Below are 15,170 nucleotides of genomic sequence, written 5' to 3'. Positions count from 1 at the left end.
GAAATCAATGTCGCCGCGTCTGTTCATCCGCTAGGGTGTTCCTCAGGATACAGGGAGACCAAGGCGCATGGAGAGCACAACCGAAGACCGCATGAAGGTGTTGCTGCTGTGTGTGGCGGTGGCGGGTCTGATTGGCGGGTTGGCCTTGCAGTTCCTGCTGGACCAAGCGGATCTGGCGCGGCTCTGTTGGAGCGCCGCCACGCTTCCGGTGCTGGCGGCGCTTGTGGTGGAAATCATCCGCAGCCTTGTCCGCGGCGAAGTGGGGCTGGATGTGGTGGCCGCGCTTTCCATGTCGGCGGCGCTTTTGTTCGATGAGGCGCTGGCGGCCACTATTGTCGCCATCATGTATACGGGCGGCACGTTTCTGGAGGCTTTTGCAGAAGGACGGGCGCGGCGCGAGATGCGCGATCTTCTCTCACGCGCCCCCCGCACGGCCACGCGCCACCGCGATGGCGGCCTGCAGGAGATTCCCGTCGAGGAGGTGATCCCCGGAGACCGGCTGCTGATCCGTCAGGGGGATGTGGTGCCCGTGGACGGACGGCTGGAGGCAGGCTCGGCTTATCTCAACATGGCGGCGCTGACCGGGGAATCGCTGCCTGTTTCGATTGAAACCGGAGCCGAGATCCTGAGCGGTTCCACCAATGCGGGCCACGCCTTTGACATGGTAGCGACAGAGGCCGCGAAGGACAGCACCTATGCGGGTATTGTGCGGCTGGTGGAACAGGCCCAGCGCTCGAAGGCGCCGATGTCGCGTCTGGCCGACCGGTTCTCGATCGGCTTTCTGGCCATCACGGTTCTGATTGCGTTTGCCGCCTGGTGGGTCACGGGAGATCCCATTCGCGCCGTCGCCGTGCTGGTTGTCGCCACGCCCTGCCCGCTCATTCTGGCGGTTCCCGTGGCGCTGGTGGCGGGGCTTTCGCGCGCGGCGCAGTTCGGCGTCCTCATCAAGGGCGCGAAACCCTTGGAGAGCATGGCGCGCATTCACACGCTGGTGCTGGACAAGACCGGCACGCTGACCGACGGGCGGCCGCAGATTACGCGTATTCATGCAGAACCGGGGTTCAGCGAGGCCGAGGTCCTTGAGCTTGCCGCCTCGGTGGATCAGCTTTCAAAACACCCGATGGCGCAGGCGCTGGTGGCGGCCGCTGAGGCGCGCGGACTGGCGCTGCCCCTACCCGCGCAGACAGAAGAAGTGCCGGGCGAAGGCGTAGCCGGCAAGCTGGAGGGCAAAACCGTTTTCGTGGGCGGCCATGGTTTCGTGACGGCGCGAACGGGGAATGCGGGCTCTGCCATTGCGGCTGCGGAAGCGGGTTCCGTGCTGGTGGCCGTGGGTGTGGAAAAACAGTTCGCAGGATCTATTCTGATGGCCGATCCGGTGCGGGCCGATGTGGGCGAGATGCTGGCGGGACTTCGGCACGACGGCGTGAAGCGGCTGGTTCTCGCGACCGGAGACCGCGCCGCCGTGGCGGAGCGCATTGCAGGCGGATTGGGGCTCGACGCCATTCACGCGGAGCTTTCGCCCGACCGGAAGGTTCACGTGGTGCTGGAAGAGCGCAAGCTGGGTCCGGTGATGATGGTGGGCGATGGCGTGAACGATGCGCCCGCCCTTGCCGTTGCGGATGTGGGCGTTGCTATGGGCGCGCGGGGTGCCGCAGCCTCTGCCGAAGCCGCGGACGTGGTGCTGCTGGTGGACCGGATAGACCGCTTGCGCACCGGCCTTGTGATTGCAAAAAGCGCCCGCACCATTGCGCTGCAAAGCGTGGTGGTGGGCATTGGCCTTTCCGTTCTGGCCATGCTGGCCGCCGGTTTCGGCTATCTCCAGCCGGTTCAGGGTGCGCTGTTGCAGGAGGCAATCGATGTTGCGACAATCCTCAACGCCTTGCGGTCCTTAAGGATTGCGGTGCCCGCTGCCGAGAGTGCGGCTACTCGCCCAGCGACTTGATCAGCGCATAGGTTGCACGGATCCGGGCCTCGTTCGGATAGTTGCGGTTGGCGAGCACCACGATGCCGAGCTTCTTCTCCGGGATCATGGCCACATAGCCGCCAAAGCCATTGGTGGAACCGGTCTTGTTGAGGATCGTGCTTTCACCCGGCTTTGCGGGCTCAGCGATCTTCTCGACCGGCTGCGGCTTCAGGATGAAATCCGGGCTGTTGCCCGCCACCATCTGATCGAGCTTCACCGGCCAGGGATACTCTTCCCAGACCATGGCCTGAGAGAAATAGGCTGTCTTGAACTGTCCAGTCCTGGTGCGCTCGAACGCCTTTTGCAGCTCGCCGGAAACGGAGCGGGTGCCGAGTTCCGCATCCAGAAAGGCCAGCATGTCGCTCGCGCTCGACTTCACGCCATAGGCCTCTGCATCAAGCACGCCCTTGCCGACCCGGATCGCTTCATTTGCCTTGTTGTAACCGTAGGCGTAACGCTTCATCTCACTTTGCGGAACAGTGACGAAGGTGTTCTTCAGCCCGAGAGCCGGGAATAGCGTACCTTCGGCGGCTTTCGCATAGGGCATGCCCATGGCTTTCGCGCTGATATGGCCCAGCATGCCGATGCTGACATTGGAATAGCTGCGCGCGCCGGGGTTGGTTGGCTTCCAGTCCTTCATCCAATCCACAAGGCCGTTCACATCGGAAACAGAATCCGGCACCTGCAAGGGCATGCCGCCGGTGTGGTGCGTGGCAAGATCCATCAGCGTCAGATCATCGCCGATCCGGCATTTATCGGCGCAGAGGTGATGCGCGACCTTATCCTCCAGCTTCAGCGTGCCGCGCTGCTCCGCCAGAGCCGCCAGCGTGACATTGAACAGCTTGCTGATGGAGCCGAGCTCGAACAGTGTTTCCGGCGTCACCTCGCGGCGGTCGGCCTTGGAGGCAAGACCGGTCGCGTAGAATTCGTGGGTGCCGTTGCGGGTAATCCCGACGATGAGGCCGGGGATATCATACTGCTTCACGACCGGCTGGAACGCTGCTGCCGCCTTTGCCTTGAAGTCATCGGCCTTTACGAGGGACGCCGAGGTAAAGGCCACGGCAAGAGTGACCGACGCCAGACGACATTTATGCATGTTTCATTACTCCCATTTGCGATGGGAGCAGTGATCAGATTTCTTGGCGAAGTTGTGGCGGGGGTGTTTGTGTAAGCTGAGATCACACCGTATTGAGCGGTTTCAATTTCCGCCAGAAGATCGTCATCAATCTCACTGGCATGCAGCACTCGAACTTCGCGACGCTTCGACGTATCAGTGTCTGTAAGCTCCTGCATATTCCCGGCCCACCCCATCAATTCGTCTTGGCGTGTTCGCCCACGGTCAGCGGCCATTCGACGAGGTAGTCCTCGAAATCGTCCACATCCACCTCCTCCTCGGAAATGGTACGGCCCTGCGCGGAGATACCGGCCTGATGCACCGTTTCCGGATCGCCGGAGACGAGCGGATGCCACCAGTAGAGATCCAGCCCATCGCGCACCAGCCGATAGCCGCAGGTGGGTGGCAGCCAGTGGATTTCGCGTACGCTCTGGGGTGTGAGCTGAATACAGTCCGGCACCGTGGCCTGACGGTTCTCATAGTCCGAGCAACGACAGCTGTCGCCATCCAGCAGGCGGCAGGCAACGGAGGTGAAGGCCACCTCGCCGGTGTCCCAGTCCTCCAGCTTGTTGAGGCAACAGAGGCCACAGCCATCGCACAGGCTTTCCCACTCGCCTTGCGTTAACTGATCCAGCGATTTCACTTTCCAGAACGGATTTTCCATCTTGTCTTTTCTTGGCCACGACGGGCATAATTTAGCCGATAAGGATCGGTTTGACAGTCGAGTTAAGGGTGCATTCACCATTTGTCGGCCATTGCTGGCGAAAGGCATTGCCCTTGGCTTTTGGTCCTTCATGAGGAAGGCGTCAAGCAAAACGGTTGCTCAACAGGAATTCCGACGTGCAGGACGATCCCGATCCGAGACAGCCAGATGTGCGAGAAGAGAAGCGTCGCCGCAGACGCCACCTTCTGCTGCGCATAGACAGCTGGATCGATTCCACTGTCTGGAACCTGGGCTTCAAGCTTGGCGAAATCTGGGAAGAGATCACCATCTTTTCGCGCCGTTTCCGGGTTCGCGGCTGGAAGCGCGTCGTTGTCGAGATTGCCGATGAGGGCCTGACCTTCGGCACTGCGGGCTTTGTGCTGCTTCTGGCGCTGGCCATGCCCGCCTTCGAGGAAACCAAGGAAGACTGGCGCTCGCGCGGCGATTTCGCCGTCACCTTTCTTGATCGCTACGGCAATGTTGTGGGCCATCGCGGCATCATTCACGAAGACGCGGTTCCGATAGACCAGTTACCGGACCATCTGGTGAAGGCGGTTCTGGCCACCGAAGACCGGCGCTTCTTCGACCATTTCGGCATCGATTTCTTTGGTCTCGCCCGTGCCATGAGCGAAAATGCCCGTGCAGGCGGCGTGGTTCAGGGCGGCTCCACGCTGACGCAGCAGCTGGCGAAAAACCTGTTTCTCACCAATGAGCGCTCGCTGGAACGCAAGATCAAGGAAGCCTTCCTGGCGCTCTGGCTGGAGGCGAACCTTTCCAAGAAGGAGATCCTTCGGCTGTATCTGGACCGCGCCTATATGGGCGCTGGTACGTTTGGTGCGGCGGCGGCTGCCCAGTTCTATTTCGGCAAGAACATCACCGATGTGAACCTTGCGGAAGCGGCCATGCTGGCGGGCCTCTTCAAGGCACCTGCCAAATATGCCCCGCATGTGAACCTGCCTGCCGCCCGCGGCCGTGCAAACGAAGTTCTGACCAATCTGGTGCAGAGCGGCATGATGACCGAAGGACAGGTGGTGGCGGCACGGCGCAACCCGGCAAGCGTGATCGACCGCGCGGAACTGGCCGCACCTGACTATTTCCTCGACTGGGCGTTTGACGAAGTGCAGCGGCTGGCGGATGAAGGCAAGATCAAGAAGCGCTCACTGATTGTGCGCACCACCATCGACATGGGCTTGCAACAGGCGGCGCAGGAGGCGGTGGAGAGTTCGCTTCGCGAATATGGCGAGAGCTACAAGGTCAAGCAGGGCGCGCTGGTGATGATCGAGAATGGCGGCGATGTGCGCGCCATGGTCGGCGGACGTGACTATGGCGAAAGCCAGTTCAACCGCGCCACCAAGGCACTGCGCCAGCCCGGCTCCTCGTTCAAGCTCTACACCTACACGCTGGCCATGGAGAACGGTTTCACGCCCGACACCATGATTTCGGATGCGCCGATTACCTGGAACAACTGGTCGCCGCAGAACTATGCCCGCTCCTACAAGGGCCGCGTGACCATGCTCTCTGCCATGGCGCAATCCTTAAACACCGTGCCCGTTCGCCTTGCCAAGGAGAAGCTGGGCGTGAAACCCATTGTCGAACTGGCGAGAACCATGGGTGTTGCAACGCCCCTGCGCAGCGACAAGACCGTGCCGCTCGGCACATCGGAAGTCACGGTACTCGACCAGGCAACCGGCTATGCAGTGATGCCCGCCGGGGGCGTGGAAGCCCGCCGCCATGCCATTGCGCAGGTCAGCGACTACGAGGGCGAAATCCTCTATGATTTCAACCGCGACGAGCCTGCCGCAAAGCGCATTGTTTCGGAACAGGCGGTCTCTTCCATGAACCGCATCCTGACGCAGATCCCGGTCATCGGCACCGCCAAGCGCGCCGCTCTTGAGGGCGGCATCGTGACCGGCGGCAAGACTGGAACATCCCAGAGCTATCGCGATGCCTGGTTCATCGGGTTCACCGGCAATTACACGGCTGCTGTCTGGTTCGGAAACGACGACTTCACCTCCATGAACAACATGACCGGCGGATCGCTTCCGGCCATGACCTTCAAGAAGCTGATGGATTATGCCCATCAGGGCATCGAGTTGAAGCCTATTCCCGGCATCGAAAACCCGCTTCCGCGTGGCAACCATGCCCCTGGCCTGCCGCTGGCGAGTGCCAAGGACGGCACGAACGCCACGCCGAACGGCATGGCGCAGCTGGTGCGGCCCCGTTCGCTTTCTGCCGACAGCACCCGTATCCTGCGACGGATCTCGAAGGATTTGAGTGACGCCGCACCCCTGCCCTCCGCGCAGAAAGTGGCAGAAGTGAGCGTTCGCGGAAGTATAGAGGACAAGCCGAACCAGACGGCAAAGAGACTGCCGTAAGGCACGCCGCTTCAGGCACACCGCCTCTTGAATTTTCGATCAAAAGTTGAGATGTCAAATACACAACTCAATTAAAAGATCCCCTCCCCAGCCCTCCCCACAAGGGGGAGGGAGTTCGTCAGCATTCTCGGCAACCACTTGTTTCCCCATTATCAATTTGGCGAGTTAGGCTGCTTGCGGCTTGCTCGACCTGCTCCCTCCCCCTTTGTGGAGAGGGCTGGGAAGGGGAACTTTTATTTTGAAGGGGTTGCCTCAAAAATTCGGAGAACGCTTCTCGCGGAAAGCGGCCATGCCTTCGCGCTGGGCGGCGCTGCCATAGAGCCCGTGATAGATCTGCCGCTCGTAACGCAGTCCCGCCGACAGCGTGGTTTCCTCGGCGGCGTTTACTGCCTGACGGGCCATCATCACGATGTCATGGGCGTAAGACGCTATGGTGGCGGCAACGGTCGCTGCTTCCCGTTCCAACTCATCAACCGGCAGAACGCGGCTGACCAACCCCATGCGCAGCGCCTCGTTCGCATCCACCATGCGGCCGGTGAGGATCATGTCCATGGCGCAGGCACGGCCCACCAGACGGGTCAGACGCTGGGAGCCGCCCATGCCCGGAATGCAGCCGATCTTGACTTCCGGCTGACCGAACTTCGCGGTTTCCGAAGCCAGAACGATATCGCACATCATGGCCAGCTCGCAGCCGCCGCCCAGCGCATAGCCGCTGACGGCTGCGATCTTGGGAAGGCGCAGTTCCGCGAAACGGTCCCATTCGTGGAAGAAATCGGCCTCATACATGGTTGCGTGGGTGTGTTCGGATAGTTCGGCGATATCGGCCCCGGCGGCAAAGGCCTTGCGACTGCCAGCAATGATGAGGGCGCGGATTTCCGGATCGCGGTCGAAGCCTGTGGCAAGCTCCAGAATGCGGTGCATCAACCGGCTGTTCAGGGCGTTCAAGACTTGCGGACGGTTGATGCGAATGGTGGCAACACGGCCTTCCACGGAAACGATCAGGTCGTCTTCCGGCTGCTGTTCCGTCTGGCCATTAAGTTTCAAAGCATGGTTAGGCGCATGGGGGGCATTCATGGGCTTCTCCTGAGAAAAATGGATTGATTTGAAAAATCCGCCGGAGTTCTGGCTCCGGCGGCCGTAGTCGCATTCTCTCCTGTCAGCTATCCCAGATGGCACCGTAGGCCGGAATGCCCTGGCATTCCATGGCATAGACAACCTGTCTGGTAACCTTCTGGTTGGCGATGACGATGACGGCTTCGGCACCGGTTTCCTGCACAGCCTGCAGGGCGAGCGCTGCGAGATCGGGTTTACCGCGCAGGTCCGTATCCCATATCAGCGGGTTTTCGGTCGAGGCCTCCACCTCATCCACCAGCGCACCATAGGTCTTGCGCGGCGAGCGGGTGGACCAGATCAGCCGGTTCGGAACCTCTCCTGCGAAAAGATGCGGCAGGATGGGCCCGATGCCGGACCCGGTGCCGACATAGACGACCTTCTTGAACAGCACTTCGATGCGCGCCACGCCGGAGGTGGTGATCCCCTTGACCCAGACATGGCTCGGCGGATTATCGATGAACCGGCCCGTCCAGTCGCCGGCGCGGCTGATGACGAGGCGATAACCGCTCTCACCCGGTTTCGGTGCGTTTGCGAAGGCATGATACTCACCAAAGGGCGTGTGGCTGATGGCATTCGATGAGCCCGGGAAAGGTGTATCGCCATAATCAAAGCGCGCCGTGACGGCATGGTTCGAGGGCTTCACCACCTCGATCTTCACCCGTTTCAGTGTGAGCCAGGGCGAAACGACCGACAGTGTGATGACGGCGAGCGCCCAGATGGACGGCTGCTGAAGAACCGGCTGCCCCTGATCATGGATGAGCGAGAGCGTCTGCGCCCAGAAGAAGGCCAGAAGCGTCCAGCCGGCAAAGCGATGCGTCTTCTCAAACAGGTTGTGATAGCGGGCGCGCATGGATGGCAATGCGCAGGTGACGATCAGCGCGATGAGCGCCAGCATGACACCAGTGAGGCCGAGCGTCAGATCCGAAGGCAGGCTTTGACCCTGCCAGCGATTATACGCCATGCCCGCCAGAAGCAGGGTGAACCACAGGCTGCCTGCCGTGTTGCCACCGGAATGCAGACCGCCGAAGTGGAACACCTTGGCGGCACGCCAGCGGATCCACAGCGGCCAGCTGGTGGGAATGCGGGTGGCGAGCCAGAAGAGGAAATTCACCAGGCGCTGCTGGCGAATGAGAATACCGAGGCTGAAGTTGATCAGCGCCATATTCGCCAGCAGTTCGAGGTTGGCCACCCCGTTCTGCAGGAGGCTTCCATCCTGCCACCACAAAACGGCGAGGACGAGATTGACGATGGCAACCAGCGCATAGAGGCGGTGGTATTCCATGGCCAGCGGATGGCGGGTGATGCGGCGCAGGTTGAAGCTGGCCTGGGGAGTTTCAGTAATTTCGAGTGTCATGAATTCAGCTCCGAGGCCTGTGCTTCGATATGATCCCGTGCCATGGAGAGCAGCAGGCGCTTGTCGAGCTTGCCGCGAGGGGTGAGCGGCAGCGAGGGAAGCGGGAGAATGGCGGCGGGCACGCAGTAGTAAGGCAGATGATCGCCCACCGCGCGGGACGCGGCCTCGACATCCACGCTGGCGGGCGTGACAAAGGCGACCAGGCTGCGGTCATCATATTTGAGGGTAACGGCCTGCTGGCAGCCTTGCGTCGTTTCGATGGTGCGGGAAACACCGTCCAGCTCCACCCGGAAGCCGCGGATCTTCACCATGTCATCCACGCGGCCGAAATGCTCCAGCTCTCCATCTTCCGTCCAGCGTCCCAGATCGCGGGTGCGAAACATCATATGGCCGGGACGGAAGGGATCCGGCCGATAGCGCTCTTCCGTCAGGGCCTCGTTTGCAAGATAGCCGAGGCTGACGCACTCGCCGCCTGCCCACATTTCGCCCACCTCGCCAATCGGCAGCGGCATCAGATTTTCATCGAGAACATAGACCGTGTTGTTGGGCGTGGGCTTGCCGATGGAAAGCACCGGCTTTTCCGGGCGATGCACGGCGGCGGTATTGATGATGGTCGTTTCCGTCGGGCCGCAGCTGTTGATGAAGGTGCAGAAGCTGCCCCAGAGATCGGCCAGCGGACGCGGGCATGGCTCACCGGCCACGGCCACTGTCTTGATCTGGCGGCAGCGGTCCACATCCAGCTTGCCGAGGATGGAGGGCGTTGCGATGAGCACATCCACCTGTTCCGCCGTTTCCTGAATGGAAGAGCCGCGAATGACCAGCGTTGCGCCATTGCCCAACGCGCCCAGCGTTTCCCAGGCCGCCATATCGAAGGCGATGGACAGGATCTGCCCGACCTTCTGGCCCGGACGGATGCCGAGATCGCCCGGAGCCGTGAACAGAACATTGGCCAGATTGGCATGGGTAACCTGCACGCCGTTCGGCTGCCCCGTCGTGCCGGAGGTAAACAGGAGGATGCAACGGTCCTCGGGCTTCGGACGAAGCGCCAGATCCGGAACAGATGTGAGAGCTTCCGCCTCGAGAACATCCTCGATGACAAGGACGCTTGCCGTCTCGAAGGCGGGAAGTGCCGCGAAGCAATCGCGCATGGTCAGTACGACCGGGGCTGCCGAAACGGCTGCGACGTGGGTGAGGATTTCGTCTGGTGCCACGCCAACATGCTGCGGAGCATAGGCCGCTCCCAGCTTCATCACAGCCACGATGCCGACCACCATGGGAATGGAGCGCTTGAGATAGAGACCGACAACACTGCCGGGACCGACGCCCTTTGCCTGCAGCGCCGCAGCCAGTTTGTTCGAGGCGTGATCCAGCTCGCCATAGGTCATGGCGCGTCCCTGCCACATCACGGCACGTTCATGCGGCTGGTGGGCGAACTGGAATGCGATGGCGTCCAGCACCGTAGGAAAACGCGGGGATGCCGCCTCGCCCCAGCCAAAGGACAGGAAACGCTGCCGATCTTGCCAATTGAGGGAGGCCAGAAGCGAGGTGCTTAAAACATCGCCCTGACCAAGAATGGGCGGAAGGCCCTCGAATACAACTTCTGGGGCAGCAGAATGCGACATAAGGTCTGCCATTACTTTCTCCTCAAGATCTTTTTAAAAATAAAATTTGCTAATCGTATAAGTATTAATCGCACAATAGGCGCAAAGTGAACGATCTGTATACCAAAATATAGACGGTTATATTTTTCATAAAAACGGTTATGTATCAATTATATCCAAAAGCATATTTTTATATTTGACGTTAGATGTTTCGTGCAAACCCTTGGAACCAAGGGATTGAGAAAAATGGGTCGCGATCACATGCACAGGAATTATACTTGAGCTCATAAGAAATGCACTTTATACGCGCGTTAAAATGTATGACTGTCTCTTGCTTGACGCCCCTCTTTCACTCGAACGGCGGCAATGTGTAGCATTCAATATTTTGTGATCGGGTCAGCATCCCTTCCTGGGCAGCGGCCAAAAAGGCATTTTGTTCACCGGCGATGGGTGGTAGGATGCAGGCCTGAAATTCAAAGGTTACCTTCCGCTTGTTCCGCCTCCCTCTCCTTGTCGCATTGAGCCTTTTGATCGCCTTCGGCGGCGGAATATGGTCAACCCTTGTCGCGCTGGATGCGACGGTTGGCTTCGGCGCAATCAAGCTTGGCGCGTGGGAAGCCTTTCCGCAGGCGCAGACCATCGATGCCGACCCTTACGCCAAGGCGCATCGGGCCAATGGTGGCAAGCTGCTTCTGGGCAGCGCCGAGGGCCTGAGCTTTACGGCCAGCGTGGATGATGCAGGCGCGCGCCTGGACGGTAACTGCACCTACGTGATTTCCGGCCAGACGCCGCCCACCCGCGCCTGGACGCTTTTCGTGACCGGCGAGGACCGTCTGCCACCCTCCCCGGATGCCGAGCGGCCGCAGGCGCTGAATTCGCGCATCGTTCTGAGACGGGCCGATGGCAGTTTCGAGGTCACGGTTGCACCATCCGCCTTTCCCGGCAACTGGCTTTCCACCACGCCCAACCAGCCGTTTCGCCTGGTGCTGACGCTTCTGGACACGCCAACGGCGGGAAGCTCGGGCTTGATCGACCTCACCATGCCGAAGCTGACAAAGACCGGTTGCAGCCATGCTTAGAGTTCTCCTGGCGATCCTGACCGGACTTGTCGGTGCGGCATTGCTGCACCTCGTCATCATCTTTTCGCTGCCCAGTTTCAGCGAGCGGGATGCCCATAGCCAGGTGATGAACGAGGGGCCGGAATTTCGCTTTCACATCGTGGGTGCCAAGCCGGATCGGGCAGGCCTTGCCAAACAGGATCCGTTTCTGGAAATCGCCGTCTGCGCTTTCGACATCACGGATCAGCCGGTGCGCCTGACCTCCGCCAATGGCGTGCCGTTCTGGTCCATGGCGACCTTCGACAGTGCCTCCAACGAGACCTTCAGCATCAATGACCGTACGGCGGCCGACCGGACGCTGGATGTGATCCTGGCAACGCCCGTACAGGCGACGGCGCTTCGAAAGGCGCTTGCGTCGACGCAGGTTCAGCCAATCATTGTGGAGACGGCGCAGGTGGAGGGCTATGCCGTGCTGCGCGCACTTGTGCCTCAGCAGAGTTTTCGCGAGGCGGCCCTTCAATTCCTGACGAAGGCTGATTGCAGCCCGATGGAATGGGAATAGATCGTTTCTCTTTTTGCCACACATGGCATGACCATCCTCAGGCAGGAGGTGGCGCATGCTGGCTTAAAGCGTGTCGCGATTTTTCAGATTCGCTCCTGACGCTTTGAGTTTTCTTGTCGCATGCCGTTATCGCAAAACCGCTGCACACTTTTGCGCGCCATGCTTTAAACACCGCTTCAATGTTTTTCGAAGGCCAGCGCCATCTCGTCCATCTTGCGGTGGGTCAGGTCTTCGATGCGCTCGTAACGCACGCCCATGAAGAAGACCAGTTGTGCCGGGTTTTGAGCCAGACCCGTCGGCTGCATGCGCAGCGGGGCCTTGCCCGGATGGGTTTCACGCCATTTCTTCAATACGACTATCTCTGCCATGCTCGTCTCCATTGAGGGGATGAGACGGATGAAGGACCAGACAGTTTCACCCTGCCCCTGATCGGGGCTGACGCAACCTCTTGCGAGGCATTTGCGCCGTTCTCTGTTCTGCCGGAAAGAGCCGTTTGGCCGGTCCGTCCGGCAAAGCTGTTCAGTGTCGGCCTGGCACATTCATTGGGCGCCGACACATTTGTTACGCAGGAAATCCGCAGGTGGTTTTCTTCACCTTTCCGAAATGCCAAGGCCGGGTTCAAACCGGAATTACATTCTCGATTCCCTGCAACCGAGGGGCGGTTCATGCGGTCTAGTCTCATTTCAGACATAAGATTGTTGACGTTCCGTTAATACACAAGCAGATGCAAGAATTTGGCACCCAGCTTGTGCGAAACTTTCCCTCCACAGGCTGCAAGACCTTGTGTCCGCTCGCGCATAGAGCACGCGAGACAGATGTGCAACAGTTCGGCACAGTTTGCTAATCTTCACCAGCCATTAACCCCGTTGGCCCTACGATGCCTTAACCATGAAGCGGGTGGAGCGACGGCCTTTCCCTGCCCTTCCTGAGACTTTCCCGGCGCATGAAGCGCTGCGGCATAAGCTTGAAACGTCTGTTGTTAGTCATGCGTCGGTGGATATGAGCGTGGACCGCTATCGGGAACTTGAGAAGCCGCAGGCTTTGCGTAAAAAGGATGTGGTGCTGATGGCTACGGTCACCAGTTTCGAGGACCTGAAACATCCGACGAAATCGGAGCTGCGCCAGTTCGCCGAGCTTTTCTCGCCGCTCTACACCGCCTCCAGCGAAGAGGCACGGCGCCAGGCAGTTGCAGCCCTTTCGCAGTGCGAGCAGGTGCCGTCCAGCGTTGCCTTTTTCATCGCCAGCCAGCCGATTGCGATTGCCGCGCCCTTTCTGATGGCATCGCCCTGTCTCGACGATGACCAGTTGATCGCGATCGCCCGCTGCCAGGGTGCCGAACACGCGCGCGCCATCGTGCGCCGCCCTGCCCTTTCGCCCGCCGTGATCGATGCGCTGGTCAGCATGCGCCATGCCCGCCTGCCTGCGAAAGCGGACAAGGCACCGGTGGACAAGACACCGATCGCAGAGCAGCCCGCGACGCCCGCTGCTGTGCCTTCGACGCAGCAACCGCTTTCCACAGAGGCGGCGGAAGCGGCACAGCGCGATGAGGCGCTGCGCCAGAAGATCAAGCAGCTGGCGGCCATGCAGGCGCGCCCGACGAGCGATAGGCTGGGGCTTCGCACGGCAACCGATGTGCAGGAGGCGCTGATGGTGCGCTTTGCCCGCAGCCGGGATGCGGATGCCTTCGCCACCTGCCTTGCCGATACGCTGAGCGCCAGTCGGTGGCTGGCAGAGCGCATCATGATGGATATTTCCGGCCTGCAACTGGCGACGACGCTGAAGGCGCTGGGCATGGATGCGCAGGAGGCCTTCTTCATTCTCGAACGGCTTTATGGACACCTGAAGGAATCCGTCGGTGGCGTTTCCCGCGGCGAAATCCTGTGGGACAGTCTGCAGGACGACGAATGCATTCGCCGTCTGGAAGCCTGGTGCCGCGCCGACCGCTACACCTATGCGGACAAGCATGAGATGTCGGAGACCGAACAGACAACGGCAGCCGCCAACGATGGTGCCGAACAGGTGACTGCCAAAGTCAGACGAGCCTGACGCGCGGTGTCTTGCATTCCGCGCTTGATGAGTTTCTACTTATAGAGTATTCAAATTTATTGATGCATCTCATTGGTTGTATCGAATCCGAATCTCTATTACTCTCGTCTGGTTAAAACCGGAGAGGCATGAGGCTCGCTCCCCCAGCTCGGGCGTCTTGCCATGAATGGCGCATGGCGCTTCCGGGAGGGACAAGAATGACATCCATTTCAACTGTCAATAATACTGCTGCGCTGACTGTTTTGCGATCAGGGCAGAATGCATCCTCCGTCGAGGGGTTTCTCGGCTCATCGAATTTCAAGGCGAGTTCGCCCGCTGTGTTCAAAGGCATTCTCACTGCCTTTGCCGAAAACCCCAACTTTGTTGAGCAATTCAACAAAGAGTATAAAAAGGTCATGGAGCGGACTGCCCCGGACGGCTCTCGTGTGCATCCCAACAATGCAAGTCATAATGCGCTTGTTGAAGTGATTATGACCAACCGGGACGCCTTCCCGCCCGAAGCATTTACAATTCGGACGGACCTTCCGGGTGGCGGCGCATTGATCAACCCAATACCTTCCGCCGAGGATGTAAAGCTCGCGCGCTTTGCCGAGGATGTCGCAGCCAAGCAGAAGGCCTATGACGATGCCGTTGCCGCAAAAGAAGCGGCGGAGACGCCAGACCCGGAAGCGGTGAAGCTGAAGGCCATGGCAGATGTGGTGAAAACGCTGGTTCTGGATGGCGCTCAACAGGAGACTGGTGAAAGCACCACCGCACCGCAGGCCATTCTCGCCAAGCCCTATCTCGATGAGAAGAAGGACGCGGCATAAACGGTTCTACTAACCCTCGACAACCGAAATGAGATCGCCGATCTCGTCTATTTCAAGCTCTACCAGCCAGAGATCGCTGTCGAAGCGGCGCTCGCGGGCGAGCGCTTCGTCGACCGTCGCGGGATCAACCTTTTCCAGACGCTTTTCGAACCGGCGCTCGCCCGGCTCTTCCACCATCATCTGTGGTGCGGGTGCATAAAGCGTTTCCCGGCCATCGCGATGGCGCTGGCGAATGAAGATGGCGCCTGCCTCGTCCGCGCCGCGCTGCTCGATGGCGGCAAAACCGCCCTGCCCGAAGACGCGCCGGGTCAAGGCCGCGATGAAGATTTCCGATTTCAGTCTCATGGGTGCTTTCTAACACATCCGGCTGGAAGGAAATCGCGGGATATCCAGGACCTGAAGCTTTTGCACGAAATTCCTCCCCTCCCCAACCCTCCCCACAAGGGGGAGGGAGCCGGTCGAGTACGCCGCT

At 60.1% G+C, this 15,170-nt stretch carries 13 protein-coding genes; 6 read left to right on the top strand and 7 right to left on the bottom strand.

What is annotated here, in order from left to right:
• The first annotated feature begins 67 nt into the window (after positions 1-67).
• Positions 68-1,942 (top strand): heavy metal translocating P-type ATPase, encoded by a 1,875-nt coding sequence (locus tag MUU53_RS06470; protein WP_247260168.1) that lies wholly within the window; start codon positions 68-70, stop codon positions 1,940-1,942.
• Here the strand turns inward: MUU53_RS06470 and ampC are convergent.
• Entirely contained in the window at positions 1,923-3,059 is a 1,137-nt protein-coding gene (ampC, locus tag MUU53_RS06465) for a class C beta-lactamase (RefSeq protein WP_247260167.1), read from the bottom strand. The genes MUU53_RS06470 and ampC overlap by 20 nt on opposite strands.
• 214 nt (positions 3,060-3,273) lie before the next feature.
• The gene (locus MUU53_RS06460) at positions 3,274-3,741 is read right to left on the bottom strand and encodes a YcgN family cysteine cluster protein (RefSeq protein ID WP_247260166.1); all 468 of its coding nucleotides are present in this window, start codon (positions 3,739-3,741) and stop codon (positions 3,274-3,276) included.
• 176 nt (positions 3,742-3,917) lie between these two features.
• On the opposite strand from MUU53_RS06460, the gene MUU53_RS06455 reads away from it, so the two are divergent.
• Positions 3,918-6,155, top strand: a complete 2,238-nt coding sequence (locus MUU53_RS06455; RefSeq protein WP_247260165.1) for a transglycosylase domain-containing protein — start codon at positions 3,918-3,920, stop codon at positions 6,153-6,155.
• A 252-nt stretch (positions 6,156-6,407) separates the two neighbouring features.
• On the opposite strand, the gene MUU53_RS06450 is transcribed toward MUU53_RS06455, so the two are convergent.
• The 3 genes from MUU53_RS06450 to MUU53_RS06440 all read right to left on the bottom strand — a co-directional run bounded on the left by MUU53_RS06450 (position 6,408) and on the right by MUU53_RS06440 (position 10,256).
• Complete coding sequence (locus tag MUU53_RS06450; RefSeq protein ID WP_247260164.1) at positions 6,408-7,229, bottom strand: enoyl-CoA hydratase-related protein; 822 nt, start codon at positions 7,227-7,229, stop codon at positions 6,408-6,410.
• 82 nt (positions 7,230-7,311) lie between these two features.
• Positions 7,312-8,622 carry a ferric reductase-like transmembrane domain-containing protein gene (locus tag MUU53_RS06445; protein WP_247260163.1) on the bottom strand — a complete coding sequence of 437 codons (1,311 nt, stop codon included), beginning with the start codon at positions 8,620-8,622 and terminating at the stop codon, positions 7,312-7,314.
• Positions 8,619-10,256, bottom strand: a complete 1,638-nt coding sequence (locus MUU53_RS06440) for an AMP-binding protein (RefSeq protein WP_247260162.1) — start codon at positions 10,254-10,256, stop codon at positions 8,619-8,621. The genes MUU53_RS06445 and MUU53_RS06440 overlap by 4 nt, the downstream gene beginning before the upstream one ends.
• A 458-nt stretch (positions 10,257-10,714) precedes the next feature.
• Here MUU53_RS06440 and MUU53_RS06435 point away from each other — a divergent pair, with 458 nt between their 5' ends.
• On the top strand, positions 10,715-11,302 hold the full coding sequence (locus MUU53_RS06435) for a DUF1214 domain-containing protein (RefSeq protein ID WP_247260161.1): 588 nt from the start codon (positions 10,715-10,717) through the stop codon (positions 11,300-11,302).
• A complete protein-coding gene (locus MUU53_RS06430) occupies positions 11,295-11,843 on the top strand; it encodes a DUF1254 domain-containing protein (RefSeq protein ID WP_247260160.1) in 549 nt (182 codons plus the stop codon). The genes MUU53_RS06435 and MUU53_RS06430 overlap by 8 nt, the downstream gene beginning before the upstream one ends.
• 176 nt (positions 11,844-12,019) lie before the next feature.
• Here MUU53_RS06430 and MUU53_RS06425 read toward each other — a convergent pair whose 3' ends face one another.
• The gene (locus MUU53_RS06425; protein ID WP_247260159.1) at positions 12,020-12,211 is read right to left on the bottom strand and encodes a hypothetical protein; all 192 of its coding nucleotides are present in this window, start codon (positions 12,209-12,211) and stop codon (positions 12,020-12,022) included.
• A 631-nt stretch (positions 12,212-12,842) separates the two neighbouring features.
• On the opposite strand from MUU53_RS06425, the gene MUU53_RS06420 reads away from it, so the two are divergent.
• Together MUU53_RS06420 and MUU53_RS06415 are read left to right on the top strand one after the other, a co-directional pair.
• Positions 12,843-13,889, top strand: coding sequence for a DUF2336 domain-containing protein (locus tag MUU53_RS06420; protein ID WP_377307091.1), 1,047 nt, complete (start codon positions 12,843-12,845; stop codon positions 13,887-13,889).
• A gap of 197 nt (positions 13,890-14,086) precedes the next feature.
• Complete coding sequence (locus MUU53_RS06415; protein ID WP_247260158.1) at positions 14,087-14,698, top strand: hypothetical protein; 612 nt, start codon at positions 14,087-14,089, stop codon at positions 14,696-14,698.
• Positions 14,699-14,707: 9 nt separating this feature from the next.
• On the opposite strand, the gene MUU53_RS06410 is transcribed toward MUU53_RS06415, so the two are convergent.
• Positions 14,708-15,043, bottom strand: a complete 336-nt coding sequence (locus tag MUU53_RS06410; protein WP_247260157.1) for a DUF1491 family protein — start codon at positions 15,041-15,043, stop codon at positions 14,708-14,710.
• Between the last annotated feature and the right edge of the window lie 127 nt (positions 15,044-15,170).

This window comes from Affinirhizobium lemnae, from assembly GCF_022968395.1.
Lineage (GTDB): Bacteria > Pseudomonadota > Alphaproteobacteria > Rhizobiales > Rhizobiaceae > Neorhizobium > Neorhizobium lemnae.
The sequence above is the reverse complement of the archived record's forward strand: the minus strand, read 5'-3'. Positions and strand labels throughout refer to the sequence as shown.